The 12,843-nt window shown below is 64.5% G+C and carries 16 protein-coding genes; all 16 read left to right on the forward strand.

What is annotated here, in order from left to right; translation table 11 throughout:
* Nucleotide 1: 1 nt before the first annotated feature.
* The gene (locus ACVWY1_RS07350; protein ID WP_277503095.1) at nt 2-610 is read left to right on the forward strand and encodes a phage tail protein I; all 609 of its coding nucleotides are present in this window, start codon (nt 2-4) and stop codon (nt 608-610) included.
* Nucleotides 603-2,237 (forward strand): phage tail-collar fiber domain-containing protein, encoded by a 1,635-nt coding sequence (locus tag ACVWY1_RS07355; protein ID WP_277505562.1) that lies wholly within the window; start codon nt 603-605, stop codon nt 2,235-2,237. The genes ACVWY1_RS07350 and ACVWY1_RS07355 overlap by 8 nt, the downstream gene beginning before the upstream one ends.
* A gap of 8 nt (nt 2,238-2,245) precedes the next feature.
* A complete protein-coding gene (locus ACVWY1_RS07360; protein WP_277503096.1) occupies nt 2,246-2,953 on the forward strand; it encodes a tail fiber assembly protein in 708 nt (235 codons plus the stop codon).
* A gap of 102 nt (nt 2,954-3,055) precedes the next feature.
* A complete protein-coding gene (locus tag ACVWY1_RS07365) occupies nt 3,056-4,222 on the forward strand; it encodes a phage tail sheath family protein (RefSeq protein WP_277503097.1) in 1,167 nt (388 codons plus the stop codon).
* 13 nt (nt 4,223-4,235) lie between these two features.
* Complete coding sequence (locus tag ACVWY1_RS07370; RefSeq protein ID WP_457378031.1) at nt 4,236-4,745, forward strand: phage major tail tube protein; 510 nt, start codon at nt 4,236-4,238, stop codon at nt 4,743-4,745.
* 12 nt (nt 4,746-4,757) lie between these two features.
* On the forward strand, nt 4,758-5,060 hold the full coding sequence (locus tag ACVWY1_RS07375) for a phage tail assembly protein (RefSeq protein ID WP_277503098.1): 303 nt from the start codon (nt 4,758-4,760) through the stop codon (nt 5,058-5,060).
* A 336-nt stretch (nt 5,061-5,396) separates the two neighbouring features.
* Complete coding sequence (locus ACVWY1_RS07380) at nt 5,397-7,151, forward strand: hypothetical protein (protein WP_457378032.1); 1,755 nt, start codon at nt 5,397-5,399, stop codon at nt 7,149-7,151.
* Nucleotides 7,152-7,162: 11 nt separating this feature from the next.
* Nucleotides 7,163-8,008 carry a phage tail protein gene (locus ACVWY1_RS07385; RefSeq protein ID WP_277503100.1) on the forward strand — a complete coding sequence of 282 codons (846 nt, stop codon included), beginning with the start codon at nt 7,163-7,165 and terminating at the stop codon, nt 8,006-8,008.
* Entirely contained in the window at nt 7,983-8,189 is a 207-nt protein-coding gene (locus ACVWY1_RS07390; protein WP_277503101.1) for a tail protein X, read from the forward strand. The genes ACVWY1_RS07385 and ACVWY1_RS07390 overlap by 26 nt, the downstream gene beginning before the upstream one ends.
* A 16-nt stretch (nt 8,190-8,205) precedes the next feature.
* Complete coding sequence (locus ACVWY1_RS07395; protein ID WP_457378033.1) at nt 8,206-9,240, forward strand: phage late control D family protein; 1,035 nt, start codon at nt 8,206-8,208, stop codon at nt 9,238-9,240.
* Nucleotides 9,241-9,332: 92 nt separating this feature from the next.
* Nucleotides 9,333-9,542, forward strand: a complete 210-nt coding sequence (locus ACVWY1_RS07400) for a Com family DNA-binding transcriptional regulator (protein WP_102681660.1) — start codon at nt 9,333-9,335, stop codon at nt 9,540-9,542.
* Nucleotides 9,529-10,080, forward strand: coding sequence for a glycoside hydrolase family 19 protein (locus ACVWY1_RS07405; RefSeq protein ID WP_102681661.1), 552 nt, complete (start codon nt 9,529-9,531; stop codon nt 10,078-10,080). The genes ACVWY1_RS07400 and ACVWY1_RS07405 overlap by 14 nt, the downstream gene beginning before the upstream one ends.
* A 32-nt stretch (nt 10,081-10,112) precedes the next feature.
* Nucleotides 10,113-10,574, forward strand: a complete 462-nt coding sequence (locus ACVWY1_RS07410; protein WP_102681727.1) for a lysis system i-spanin subunit Rz — start codon at nt 10,113-10,115, stop codon at nt 10,572-10,574.
* A gap of 59 nt (nt 10,575-10,633) precedes the next feature.
* Nucleotides 10,634-11,116, forward strand: coding sequence for a CinA family protein (locus ACVWY1_RS07415; protein ID WP_102681662.1), 483 nt, complete (start codon nt 10,634-10,636; stop codon nt 11,114-11,116).
* A gap of 104 nt (nt 11,117-11,220) precedes the next feature.
* A complete protein-coding gene (gene recA / locus ACVWY1_RS07420) occupies nt 11,221-12,297 on the forward strand; it encodes a recombinase RecA (RefSeq protein WP_028690616.1) in 1,077 nt (358 codons plus the stop codon).
* A gap of 9 nt (nt 12,298-12,306) precedes the next feature.
* Entirely contained in the window at nt 12,307-12,777 is a 471-nt protein-coding gene (gene recX, locus ACVWY1_RS07425) for a recombination regulator RecX (RefSeq protein ID WP_102681663.1), read from the forward strand.
* Nucleotides 12,778-12,843: the final 66 nt, after the last annotated feature.

Below are 12,843 nucleotides of genomic sequence, written 5' to 3' on the forward strand. Positions count from 1 at the left end.
CATGGATACGCTCTTGCCGCTCAACCGTACGCCACTGGAATACGCTCTGCAGGCGGCTGCCGAAGAAGACCTCAAGGTCAGCCTGCGTACCCTCTACAACCCGGATACCTGCCCGGCGCACCTGTTGTACCAGCTGGCCTGGGCCTGGTCGGTGGATCGCTGGGACGACCGCTGGAGTGAGTCGATCAAACGCTCGGTGATCCGCTCGGCGTTCTTCGTACACGCCCACAAGGGCACCCTCGGCGCTCTCAGGCGGGTGGTCGAACCGTTCGGCTACCTGATCGAAGTCGAGGAGTGGTGGCAGACGCAGCCTGCCGGGGTGCCAGGAACATTTGCCTTGAAGCTCGGGGTAACTGACGCCGGCATCAGCGAAGAAACATACAACGAACTGTCGTCGCAGATCGACGATGCCCGACCGGTCAGCCGCCACCTGACCGGCCTGGTGATCAGCCTCGAAAGCCGTGGCGCCTTCTACCTGGGCTGCGCGTTGCAGGACGGCGATGAACTCGACGTCTACCCGCCGGCACCCCCTGATCTCATCGTCAGCGGTGCGATCGGACGCGGTGGCCGGGAACACACAATCGATACCTTGGACATTGCACATGGTTGACCAGAATTCACAGTTCTACGCCATCCTCACCAAAGTGGGCGCGGCGAAGCAGGCCAACGCGGATGCCTTGGGCATTCCGTGGAAAATCACCCAGATGGGGGTGGGCGACGCCAATGGCCTCGACCCCACGCCTAATGCCACCCAGACCAGCCTGATCAACGAATGGCGTCGCGCACCGCTGAACCAGCTCAAGGTGGACGACAAGGACAGTTCGGTGATCGTCGCCGAGCAGGTCATCCCCGCAGAAGTAGGAGGGCGTTGGATCCGCGAAGTCGCGTTATACGACGCTGACGGCGACATGGTCGCCGTGGCCAACTGCGCACCCACCTACAAACCGCTGCTTAGCCAGGGCTCGGGCCGCACCCAGGTGGTACGCCTGAACCTGATCGTCAGCACCGCCAGCCTGGTACAGCTGAAAATCGACCCTGCGGTTGTCCTCGCTACCCGTGAATGGGTCACCGAGGAGCTGGCCAGGCAGGACTTCAAGTATTCGGTGCAGGCTGCCACCACCGGTCCCATCACTTTGAATGGGTTGCAGACCATTGATGGCGTCGCGCTGCTGGCTGGTGCCCGGGTACTGGTGAAAAATCAGGCAGCAGCCAAGGACAACGGCTTGTACCAGGTCGGTGCAAGTGCCTGGGTTCGCAGCAGCGATGCCAATACCGATGCCAAGGTCACACCTGGCTTGCTGGTGCTGGTGGAGAAGGGCACGGTCAATGGCGACAGCGGTTGGCAGCTGGTCACCGATGCAACGATCACATTGGGCGTGACGGCTCTGGCGTTCGAGATGGCGTTTGGCCGCACCGGTGTAGTTGAGGGTACGTATCGGAGCGTGCAGGTCGATAAGTATGGTCGTGTCGTTTCGGCGAGCAATCCGACCACCGTGGCGGATTACGGCATCACCGACGCCTATACCAAGAACGAAGTCTTCACCCGGGCGGAAACCTCGAATGCCGTGGCACAGGCGGTTGCGGCCCTGGTTGGTTCGGCACCGGCCGCGCTGGACCAGCTCAACGAACTGGCGGCCGCGATCGGCAACGATCCGAACTTTGCCGCCACGATGGTCAACGAGCTGTCGAAGAAAGCCACCATCGAACAGGTGAATGCCATTGCAGGTCTGACCGCCGGGCATGTCGCCCACTTCGCGATGAGTGTGCCACCGGCGGGCTGGCTGAAGCGTAACGGCGCAGCGATTTCGCGCGTGACCTATGCGCGCTTGTTCGCGGTCATCGGTACCCAGTTTGGCGCCGGTGATGGCTCGACGACGTTCAACCTGCCCGATGATCGTGGTTATTTCGACCGTGGTTGGTCGGATGGTCGCAATGTCGACCCTGGCCGGGCGCTTTTCACCGACCAGGCCAGTCAGAACCTCGAACACGCACACTCCGGGGCCACTTCGGCCGCAGGCGCCCACGCGCACGTGTCCCTGCTGGTGAGAGAACGTATCGCTGCGGCAATGGTCACCAGTGGCGGTAACGCCGTGCTCGGTGATGAGATGGGCGATGGCGTGAACGCAGTCAACACCGACACGGCGCCGGCCCATGCCCACAGCTTCGTCACCAGCGTCAGCGGCGGCAACGAATCCAGGCCATTCAACCGGGCCTATCTGGCCTGTATCAAATATTGAGAGTGCCCATGACCGATCAAATCAATCAAGGCGCAGTGGCTGCGGTGCAGTTCTACCCAGCTGCCGCCGCCGCTTGGTGGCAACAGGCCGGTGTCGTTGCACCCCTGGTGTGTAACGTCGACCCTGCCAGTGGTGAGTTTCTCGGAGCCTGCGCGGCCGATCCCAGCCCGCTCGAGCCCGGAATCTGGCTGATACCGGCCCATAGCTATTCCATACAACCGCCTGAGTTGAAGGCCGGTTTCGCCGCCATCGTCACGCAAGACGGCAAGCACTGGGACCAAGTGGTCGATCATCGAGGCGTAACGGTGTATCGCACCGCCGACGGTGAGGCGCAGGCCTGGACCAGGCTGGGTGAGCTGCCTGAAGACTTCACGCTGCAAGCACCGACCTCGGACTTCGACATCTGGAACGGCAGTGCCTGGGTTGTCGACCAGGTGGCCAGAGGCAAGGCGCTACGCCAATCGGGCGCCCACAAGCAGGCACTGTTGGTCCGATATGCCACGCTGCGCATTTCCACCTTGCAGGACGCCGTTGCGCTGGAAATGGCAACAGATGCCGAAGCAACGGCGTTGACAGCCTGGAAACGCTACCGGATCGAACTGAACCGGTTGGACCTCTCGGACGCGGTGCCAACTGCCGAAAGTTGGCCGTCGAGCCCTGACGAGACGGCGGCTGCCGACTGGCTGACCAGCCAAGGCTTCGAAGAAGTCGCCTGAATCTGAGCGCCCGCAGCGCCGGGTGTTTTCCTACACCGATCCACCCCTTCCAGGCCCTGCACCCGCAGGGCCTTTTCACACCTGAACCTGGAGCAAACCTACATGAGTGGATTCTTCCACGGCGTCACCGTGACCAATGTCGACACGGGTGCCCGCAACATCGCGTTGCCTTCGTCCTCGATCATCGGTCTGGTCGATACCTTCACCGAAGGCCCGGGCGTCACCGCAAAGGCCAATGACCTGATGCTGATCACCAGCGAGCGCGAAGCAGTGTCTGCGTTTGGTGGCAATGCGGCCATCACCAAGGCCTGCCGCGCGGTCTTCGCTCGCGCCAAGGCGGTTATCGTCGCCTGTGGCGTGGCCAAGCTGGATGACACCGCCGAACAGATCTCGGCGATCATCGGTACCGTCGGGATCAACGGCAAGCGTACCGGCCTGCAAGCGTTGCTCGATGGCAAGAGCCGATTCAACGCTCAGCCGCGTTTGCTGATAGTACCGGGCTACAGCTCGGTCGACACCATCGCCACAGCCCTGGTGACCCTGGCCGACAAACTGCGTGGGATCGCCATCCTGGATGGCCCCAACACCACCGAAGAGCAAGTGCTTGCCTACGCCAAGCAGTTTGGCGCCAAGCGGGCCTTCATGGTCGACCCCGGCGTGCGCTACTGGGACAACGAGGCCCAGGCCACCGTCGATGCACCGGCGTCGGCCTGGGTCGCCGGCCTGTTCGCCTACACCGACCGCGAGTACGGCTTCTGGGCGTCGCCGTCGAACAAGGAGTTCGTCGGCATCACCGGCACCACCCGCGCCGTGGAGTTCCTCGATGGCGACGACACCTGCCGCGCCAACCTGCTGAACAACGCCAACATCGCCACCATCATCCGCGACGACGGCTTCCGCCTGTGGGGCAACCGCACCCTGTCGAGCGACCCGAAATGGGCCTTCGTCACCCGCGTGCGGACCATGGACATCGTCATGGACGCGATCCTCTACGGCCACAAGTGGGCCGTCGACCGCTCCATCACTGCCACCTACGTCAAGGACGTCACCGAGGGCCTGCAGGCCTTCATGCGCGACCTGAAGAACCAGGGCGCGATCATCAACTTCGAGGTCTTCGCCGATCCGGAGCTGAACACCGCCAGCCAGCTGGAGCAGGGCAAGGTGTACTGGAACATCCGCTTCACCGATGTGCCGCCTGCCGAAAACCCCAATTTCCGCGTCGAAGTCACCAACCAGTGGCTGACCGAAGTCCTCGATTCCGTCGCTTAAGGAGCGCACTTACATGGCAATGATTCCCGAAACACTGGCCAATTTGAACCTGTTCGTCGATGGCGTCAGCTTCCAGGGTGATGTGCCCAGCCTGACCCTACCCAAGCTCACCCTGAAGATGGAAGAGCACCGCCCCGGCGGCATGGACATGCCCGTCGAGATGGACCAGGGCATGGAGAAGCAGGAAGCGGCCTTCACCACCACCGGCGTGCGCCGCGAGTCGCTGAAGTTCTTCGGCCTGGCCGACGGCACCGCCTTCAACGGCACCTTCCGCGGTGCCTTCAAGGGCCTCAAGGGCAAGATCAACCCGGTCATCGTCACCCTGCGCGGTTCGCTGAAAGAGATCGACATGGGCGACTGGAAGTCCGGCGACAAGGCCGAGATCAAGCACAGCGTCGCCGTCACCTACTACAAGCTCGAAGTCGATGGCCGCCTGGCCTACGAAATCGACGCCCTGGGCATGAAGCGGGTAATCGACGGTGTCGACCAGCTGGCCGCCCAGCGCGCCGCCCTGGGTCTTTAAGGAGAACGTTCGATGGCTCAAGCGAAGAAACTGCCGCAATGGCTGACCGTTAACGCCGAGCGCGTGACCGTGCGCCTGTCGCGTCCCAGCGAAGCCAATGGCGTGCAGGTCGACAGCCTGTCGCTGCGCGCACCGACCGTGCGTGACATCCGCAACGCACAGGCTGGTGGCGTGGCTGACGACGAGCAGCGCGAACTGAACTTGTTCGCCTCGCTCGCCGAGGTTGGCGTCAAGGACCTCGAGGGCCTGGCCCTCAAGGACTACAGCCGCTTGCAGACGGGCTACTTTCGCCTGGTGCAGGACGACGAGGTTTGACCCTGCCCGGCAGAAGGCCGCCGCCAGGCGGCTGGCCAAGGAGCTGAACTTTTCTGCCAGCGAAATCATGACCATGTCGTTCAGCGACATGGTCTGGTGGCTGGCGGATTGAAAGGGGAGACACGGATGGCGAACAGATCAACGACAGCGCTTGGCGCAGTCGGTGTAACCGTCCCGGAACATGCGGGGTCGTTGGAAGGGCTACCTGGCCGCACGGTACCCATGAGGGAGCTGGGGAGGACCCAGCGGCCTGCCGAAGTCGGCGGCGGGGGAAGCAATGCCCCGCCCCCGCAGCGGGCGATGGCGCTACAGGGCAAGGATACGCAGGCCGAGTCCTTGAAAGTACAGCAACAGCAGGTCGGGCTGCTTCAGCAGCACAAGGCACTTCTGGAGCGCTCCCAGGGCCCCCGGTCGACCCAGTCGGGGCCTGAGTTGCTGCCCCAGGTCGGCCAGGCGGCGCGCGATGTCGCATCGTCGCTCCTGATCGCGGGCGGTGGTTACCTGGTGGCTAAGGGAGTCGCCCAGGCACCGGCGGCGATTGGCAAGGTTCGAAATGGGCTGGTCGGCTCGACTGACAGCAATGGACAACCTGGCGCCGCCCAGGGTAGCGCATCTGTCCGTCCGGGTACCCTGTACCTGCCGGCCTTGGTCATTGGCAGTACCGATGGTGCGCCAGGCAGTGAGGATTACCCGCTTGGCGCGGATGCGATGCCGACCCCGCTTCCGCGGAGTGATGGATCAGGGCGTTGGACGCAGGCACTACAGGCCGGGAAGTCGGCTACCGGCATGGCTGGGCTGGATGCGTTGACGAAGTTGGTGTTTACGGCGACCACGGCTTCCACTCCGGAGCAGAGGGGGGAGGGGGTGGGTGCCGCCGCCGGTGGTTTCCTGGGGGCCGTGTCAGGGGCAATGTTGGGCGCGGGCCTCAAGCTGGGCGCCCCTACGGCCTCGATGATGCTCGGCTTTGCCGGCGACAAGGTTGGCGGTGTGGTGGGCAAGGAGCTGATGGCCAGGCCCGACAGCGCAGCGCACAGTGCTTCCGTGGCGGGCGTTGGCAACGGGCAGTCGACGCCGTCAGCAGACGCTGCCCCGCCATCGGCGTCGAGTACATTGTGGGGCACCTTGGCCAGCGCCCTGGGGATAGGCGTGGGGGCTGCAGCCTACAAGCATCGTGGCCGTTTACGCCGTCCTGGACGTGGGGTTGGGCTGGACGAACCTTATCCGCTAGGGGCGGATGCCGGACCGTCACCGTCCGGTATCAATCCACCACCTGGGCGTTGGGCCAGGCTGACGGGAGCTTTCAAGGCGGCTGGCAAGCTGCCTTGGCTGGAGGCCGGGGTAAAGGGGGCTTACACCTATGCCACGGCCAAGACGCCCGAGGAGAAGGGGGCGGGTTATGGTGGTGCGATTGGCGGAGCGGTGGGTACGGTGCTGGGGGGGATGTTTCTCAGTGGCGTTGTCGGTCCGCCAGTTGCGATGCTGATCGGCAACATGGTTGGCGACAAGATCGGTGGTGTGATCGGGGGATGGGCTGGAAAGACATTCTTTAGCGCCTCTGACGAACTTCGCAAGAGTCCCCGGCAAGCAATCTCCCTGGGCGATCCGCGGCAGATCACCCTCGCTCCGAAGGGAGAGGTGCTCGATGGGCAGGTCGGCACACGGATGGCCAGACAGCTACTGGCGCCATCGCAGGTGGCGCATTCCAAGCCTCGGGCGGCAGTCGATGCGCGCGCCGCTGGCGGTGTCGAGGTGCCGCTGACGATTGGGCCTGGAGTGCTGATTGGTGCACCTGTGGGCAAGTATTTCTCCGAGCGCGCCGCCGAGTTCAAACCGCAGGAAACGAGCGTACCTGTTGGGCCGCTGGCGCTGCCCGATGCAGGACCGCGCCCGGTGCAGAGCCAAGGCTTGGCCACGCAGCCCGTCAGCCAGCAGCTCACGTTCACCGCGAACATGCCTATCACCGTGCAGGGCAGCGTGGACGCACCCAACCAGCTCACCCAGCAACTCGAAGAGGCGGTCCGACGTGTCATGCAGGACCTGCAAAGGCAGGCCTACAACGCACAGCTGGCCGATCATCCCAATCCATTCTGACAGGAGGATCCATGACCTATATGGAGCAGCTGCAAGCCACGCTGCACGCCCTGGTCAAGGCAGGAGAAGCAGGGCGTCGGCATGCCGGCGCCATGCTTGATCCGATGAACGACGCGATCGGCCATGTACAGGGCGCGGTCGTCGTGCTGGAGGGGCTGCCAGTGGTCGGCCCGTTCATCGCCGCCAAACTCCAGCGCACGATGCGCGCAATCACGAATGCCCAGGCTCGGGTTGCCAAGGTAGCGGCCAGGTACGAGCAGACGCTGGCCGTGGTACGCCAGGTACGTGATCGCATCGATACCTTCGCCGGGCATATCGCCAAGGCCGGCACCGCCATAAAGCGGTTGGTAAAGGAGTTACCCTCGGCCGTCAACGGCATGCTGTCGACACTGGGCTTCGCGCCTGAGGCGACGCCGGCCGCCGAAGCTATAAAGCCGTTCCCGCACCTACTGGTGCTGCAACCGCTCAAGGCGGGAGCGGCGCCGTACTACTTCAACCTCGACACCGCCGCCTTCGACCAGTTGCGCCGGCAGACCCGCTTCCGCTGGGCCGGCCAGGAGCGGCTAAGCCGCGACACCGCGCAGCAGGCGGTGAGCCTGGGTGAAGAGACCATCAGCATTCGCGGGGCGATCTTCCCGGGTTTCAAGGGTGGCCTCGGCCAGTTGCAGACGCTGCGCAGCATTGGCCGCCAGTTGCTGCCGCTGTCGTTGACCACTGGCTACGGCGAGGTGCTCGGCACTTGGTGCCTGACCAGCATCGAGGAGGAGCAAAGTGTCCTGCTGGCCGGCGGCATTCCGCGCAAACAAGGGTTTTCACTGGAGTTCGTGAGCTATGGCCAAGACTTGCACAACGTCTGAGGGCGACCTGCTCGACACCCTCTGCCAGCACTATTACGGCCATCTTACCGGCACCGTCGAGGCCGTGCTGGATGCCAACCAGGGGCTGGCGGACGAGGCGCAGCCGTTTCGCGCCGGGGTGAGGATCCGGTTGCCGGAACTGCCGATGACGACGAGCGAAACCTTGCAACTGTGGGACTGACATCGGAGCCTCAATCGTGCAACCCCAATTCCGTATCACCGCCGACGGCAACGACATCACCAACCTGATCAACGACCGCCTGCTGCTGCTGCGCACCACCGATAAGCCTGGCCTCGAGTCGGACGAATTCGAACTGCGCATCGATGCCCGTGACGGCAACGTGGCGCTGCCGGCCAGGGGCGCGCTGCTGGAGGTGCACCTGGGCTACGCCGGCCAGCCTTTGAGCCGCCTGGGCCGCTACACCGTCGATGAGGTCGAGCTGTCGGGCCCGCCAGACACCCTGGTGATCCGTGGCAAGGCCAGCGACCTGCGCGGCAGCGGCAAGACCATCCGCAGCGGCAGCTGGGAGAACACAACGCTGCAGCGCATCGTCGCCGAGATCGGCGCCCGCAACGGTTGGCAGGCGGTGTGCCCGGTGGCCGTGCAGGTGCCGCGGGTCGATCAGTACAGCGAATCGGACTTCAACTTCGTCACCCGCCTGGCGCGCCAGCACGACTGCACCGCCAAGCTCGCCAATGGGCAACTGCTGGTGCTGCCGCGCCAAGGCGGGCACAGCGCCAGTGGCAAGCCTCTGGACGTGGTGGGCATTACACGCACCCAGGTCAGCCAGTGGCAGTTCCGCCTGGCCGACAAGAGCACCCACAAGGCCGTCAGGACCCGCCACCAGGACAGCGCCAGCGGGCGCCTGCAGGCGGTGGAACTGGTCAATGGCGATGCCCCGGACGGCCTGCAGCCGGTTTACACCGACCGTCACCTGTACCCCAACCGTGCGGCGGCGGAACAGGCCGCCCGTGCCCGCCTGGCCAGCTTCAACCGCGACACTGCCAGCGTGCGCCTGGACATGCCTGGGCGTACCGATCTGTTCGCCGAACGCGCCATCGATGTCCAGGGTTTCCTTGCCGGGCTCGATGGCCTTTATCTGATCGAGTCGGTTGAGCAGGTGTTCACCAGCAGCGGCTGGCGTACCACCGTGCAATGCAATGGCGGTCGCCAGGGCAAGGCCAGGGCCAAGGGCTCCGCGCCCAGGCGGGCGGGGACGCTCAAGGCCTGAGGCAGGGTGGAGATGGTTTCCCGGTGCCTGCGGGCAAACGCGCTTCCTATAGTCGCCTGTTGGTACTCAATCCGCTTCAGGATCATCGTCATATGTTCATCGACCTTCGTTGTGGCCAGTGCCACAAGCTGCTGGCCCGCGTCACCCCGGTTTCCGAGCTCCAGATCAAATGCGGCCGATGCCGTACCTTGAATCATGTGAAAGCCACGCGCTTCGAGCCATCGCCCATGAGCGAGCCACTGGCGGCACTGGCCGCCGTTCGATCCGATCGCAATGGAGAATGCGCCGATGTCGCTCACTGAACAGCAACTCAAGCAGATCTACCCACTCGCCGGCCAACGCGTCGCCGCGTTTTTGCCGGCGCTGAACACGGCCATGGCCAACTGGGAGATCGACCACCCCAAGCGCGTTGCCGCGTTCCTGGCCCAGGTCGGCCATGAGTCCGGCCAATTGCGCTATGTGAAGGAGCTGGGCAACGACAAGTACCTGGCCCGCTACGACACCGGCACCCTGGCCCTGCGCCTGGGCAACACGCCCGAAGCCGACGGCGACGGCCAGCGCTATTGCGGCCGTGGCTTGATCCAGGTGACCGGGCGCAACAACTACCAGGCCTGCAGCCGTGCGCTGTTTGGCGACGAGCGCCTGCTGGCGCAACCGCAGATGCTCGAGCAGCCGCGCTGGGCCTGCGAATCGGCGGCCTGGTTCTGGCACTCGCGTGGGCTCAACGCCCTGGCCGACCAGGGCGAGTTCAACCGCATCACCCGGCATATCAACGGTGGCCTGAACGGCTTGTCCGAACGCCTCGAACTGTGGGCGCGGGCGCGGGAGGTGCTGTGCTGAGCCGCCTGCAACTGGCGGTGTGCGTTGGGTTGATGGTGTTGTCCGCTGCCGTGGCCTGGCAGGCGCAGGGCTGGCGCCTTGGTCGCCAGCTGGCCGCACAGGAACAAGCGCTGGTGCAGCAGCGCCTGGACCAGGCCGAGGCGCTGCACGGCATGCTGCTGGCCGAGCGCGAGCAGCGCCAGGGCCTCGAACAACGCCTGCACGACAGCGAAACCAAACATTTCCAGGAGTTGACCGATGCCCAGCACACTCAGGCTCGCTTGCGTGACCGCCTTGCTACTGCCGATCTGCGCCTGTCGGTCCTGGTCGAGCGCGACACCGCCTGTGCCCCAGTGCCTGCCGCCACCGGCGCCGCCAGCGTGGATCATGGCTCCGTACGCGCCCGACTTGACCCGGCGCATGCTCGACGAATTATCGCCATCACCGACGACGGCGACCGCGGACTGATCGCCTTGCGGGCGTGCCAGGCCTATATCCGTGCCCTGGCCCCCTGAGCGCTTGCCAGAAGGGGCGGGAGTGGTAGGGTAGGGCGCAGTCTTGCCAGGAGCCCATCATGGACCCGATCACTGTTCTCTCCACCCGCCTGGGCGAACACCTGCGGCGCTTCAATGCCCAGGTTACCACCGCCGAGTCCTGCACCGGCGGCGGCATCGCCGAGGCTATCACCCGCATCCCCGGCAGTTCGGCCTGGTTCGAGGCCGGCTACGTCACCTACTCGAATGCCCAGAAAACCCGCCAGCTTGGTGTACCCGGGGTGTTGTTCGCCGAGGTGGGCGCGGTCAGCCAGGAGGTGGTCGAGGCCATGGTACGCGGCGCCCAGGCCGCCAGCGGCGCGCGCTTTGCGGTCGCGGTCAGCGGCGTGGCCGGCCCCGACGGCGGTTCAGCCGCCAAGCCGGTGGGCACGGTGTGGCTGGCCTGGGCCGACGGCGACCACGTGAGCAGCGAGCGCCGGCACTTCGACGGTGACCGCGAAGCGGTGCGCCGACAGACGGTGATCGCCGCGTTAGACGGCTTGTTACAGCTTGGTGCGGAGTAATTCGCCCGACGGGGGTTTGCGGAAACGAATCCCTGTGGAATAATACTGGCTACTTATACAGTTATTCCGGCCGTCAGGGCCACGTCGAACACGTGAGGATTTCAATGGACGACAACAAGAAGCGCGCCTTGGCTGCGGCCCTGGGTCAGATCGAACGCCAATTCGGCAAAGGCGCGGTCATGCGTATGGGCGACCACGAGCGCCAGGCGATCCCCGCCATCTCCACCGGTTCGCTGGGCCTGGACATCGCCCTGGGCATTGGCGGCCTGCCGAAAGGCCGTATCGTCGAGATCTACGGTCCGGAGTCTTCGGGTAAAACCACGCTGACCCTGTCGGTCATCGCCGAAGCCCAGAAGAACGGCGCCACCTGCGCCTTCGTCGACGCCGAGCACGCCCTCGACCCTGAATACGCCGGCAAGCTGGGCGTCAACGTCGACGACCTGCTGGTCTCGCAGCCAGACACCGGCGAGCAGGCCCTGGAAATCACCGACATGCTGGTGCGCTCCAACGCCGTCGACGTGATCATCGTCGACTCCGTGGCCGCGCTGGTGCCCAAGGCCGAGATCGAAGGCGAGATGGGCGACATGCACGTCGGCCTGCAGGCCCGTCTGATGTCCCAGGCGCTGCGCAAGATCACCGGTAACATCAAGAACGCCAACTGCCTGGTCATCTTCATCAACCAGATCCGCATGAAGATCGGCGTGATGTTCGGTAGCCCGGAAACCACCACCGGTGGTAACGCCTTGAAGTTCTACGCCTCCGTGCGCCTGGACATTCGCCGTACCGGCGCGGTCAAGGAAGGTGACGAGGTGGTCGGTAGCGAAACTCGCGTCAAGATCGTCAAGAACAAGGTCTCGCCGCCGTTCCGCCAGGCCGAGTTCCAGATCCTCTACGGCAAGGGCATCTACCGCAACGGCGAAATCATCGACCTGGGTGTTTCCCAAGGCCTGGTTGAAAAATCCGGTGCCTGGTACAGCTACCAGGGCAACAAGATCGGTCAGGGCAAGGCCAACGCCGCCAAGTACCTGCAAGAGAACCCGGCCATTGGTAGCGAGATCGAGAAGCAGATTCGCGACAAGCTGCTGACCGCCGGTGCCGCCGCCGCTGCAGCAGCGGCCGCCAAGGCCGGTGCCGCCGAAGCTGATGCCGATGATCTGGCTGACGCCGACGCCGGTTATTGATCTGCCTCCATGTCCGTCGTACTCGACACCCCCGTCGCCGTTCGGCGGACAGCCATGGACCTGCTCGCACGCCGCGAGCATGGTCGTGTGGAGCTGACCCGCAAGCTGCGTCAACGCGGTGCTACCGATGAGTTGATCGAGCCCGCGCTTGATCGGCTTGCCGAAGAGGGGCTGCTCAGCGAGGCCCGCTATCTTGAAAGCTTCATACGCTATCGTTCCGGCTCAGGCTATGGCCCTGGGCGTATCCGTGAGGAGCTTGGCCAGCGAGGTCTGGACCGAGGCGATATCGACCAGGCACTGCGTGACAGCGAAGTGGACTGGGCGGTGCGGTTGAAGGAGGTGTGGCAGCGCAAGTTCTCTGGGCAACTCCCCCATGACCCGCGCAGCCGCGCACAGCAAACGCGCTTTCTCGCCTACCGTGGGTTTTCCATGGAAATGATCGGTCGGCTGCTCAGCGGGCGCGATCTTGACGATTATTGAAGCGTGACCAGCATTGATGGCCCACATGGCTGACCCCGACCGGGGCCGGCCATGTGGGCCATTTTG

It is taken from the genome of Pseudomonas sp. TE6288, assembly GCF_054062095.1.

Excerpts from the sequence above, each read along its gene's own strand:
- ACVWY1_RS07370 (WP_457378031.1), top strand. The coding sequence starts at position 4,236 with ATGGCAATGATTCCCGAAACACTGGCCAATTTGAACCTGTTCGTCGAT.
- ACVWY1_RS07360 (WP_277503096.1), top strand. The coding sequence starts at position 2,246 with ATGACCGATCAAATCAATCAAGGCGCAGTGGCTGCGGTGCAGTTCTAC.
- ACVWY1_RS07365 (WP_277503097.1), top strand. The coding sequence starts at position 3,056 with ATGAGTGGATTCTTCCACGGCGTCACCGTGACCAATGTCGACACGGGT.
- ACVWY1_RS07410 (WP_102681727.1), top strand. The coding sequence starts at position 10,113 with ATGGTGTTGTCCGCTGCCGTGGCCTGGCAGGCGCAGGGCTGGCGCCTT.
- ACVWY1_RS07375 (WP_277503098.1), top strand. The coding sequence starts at position 4,758 with ATGGCTCAAGCGAAGAAACTGCCGCAATGGCTGACCGTTAACGCCGAG.
- recX (WP_102681663.1), top strand. The coding sequence starts at position 12,307 with ATGTCCGTCGTACTCGACACCCCCGTCGCCGTTCGGCGGACAGCCATG.
- ACVWY1_RS07390 (WP_277503101.1), top strand. The coding sequence starts at position 7,983 with ATGGCCAAGACTTGCACAACGTCTGAGGGCGACCTGCTCGACACCCTC.
- ACVWY1_RS07400 (WP_102681660.1), top strand. The coding sequence starts at position 9,333 with ATGTTCATCGACCTTCGTTGTGGCCAGTGCCACAAGCTGCTGGCCCGC.
- ACVWY1_RS07415 (WP_102681662.1), top strand. The coding sequence starts at position 10,634 with ATGGACCCGATCACTGTTCTCTCCACCCGCCTGGGCGAACACCTGCGG.
- ACVWY1_RS07405 (WP_102681661.1), top strand. The coding sequence starts at position 9,529 with ATGTCGCTCACTGAACAGCAACTCAAGCAGATCTACCCACTCGCCGGC.
- ACVWY1_RS07385 (WP_277503100.1), top strand. The coding sequence starts at position 7,163 with ATGACCTATATGGAGCAGCTGCAAGCCACGCTGCACGCCCTGGTCAAG.
- ACVWY1_RS07350 (WP_277503095.1), top strand. The coding sequence starts at position 2 with ATGGATACGCTCTTGCCGCTCAACCGTACGCCACTGGAATACGCTCTG.
- recA (WP_028690616.1), top strand. The coding sequence starts at position 11,221 with ATGGACGACAACAAGAAGCGCGCCTTGGCTGCGGCCCTGGGTCAGATC.
- ACVWY1_RS07355 (WP_277505562.1), top strand. The coding sequence starts at position 603 with ATGGTTGACCAGAATTCACAGTTCTACGCCATCCTCACCAAAGTGGGC.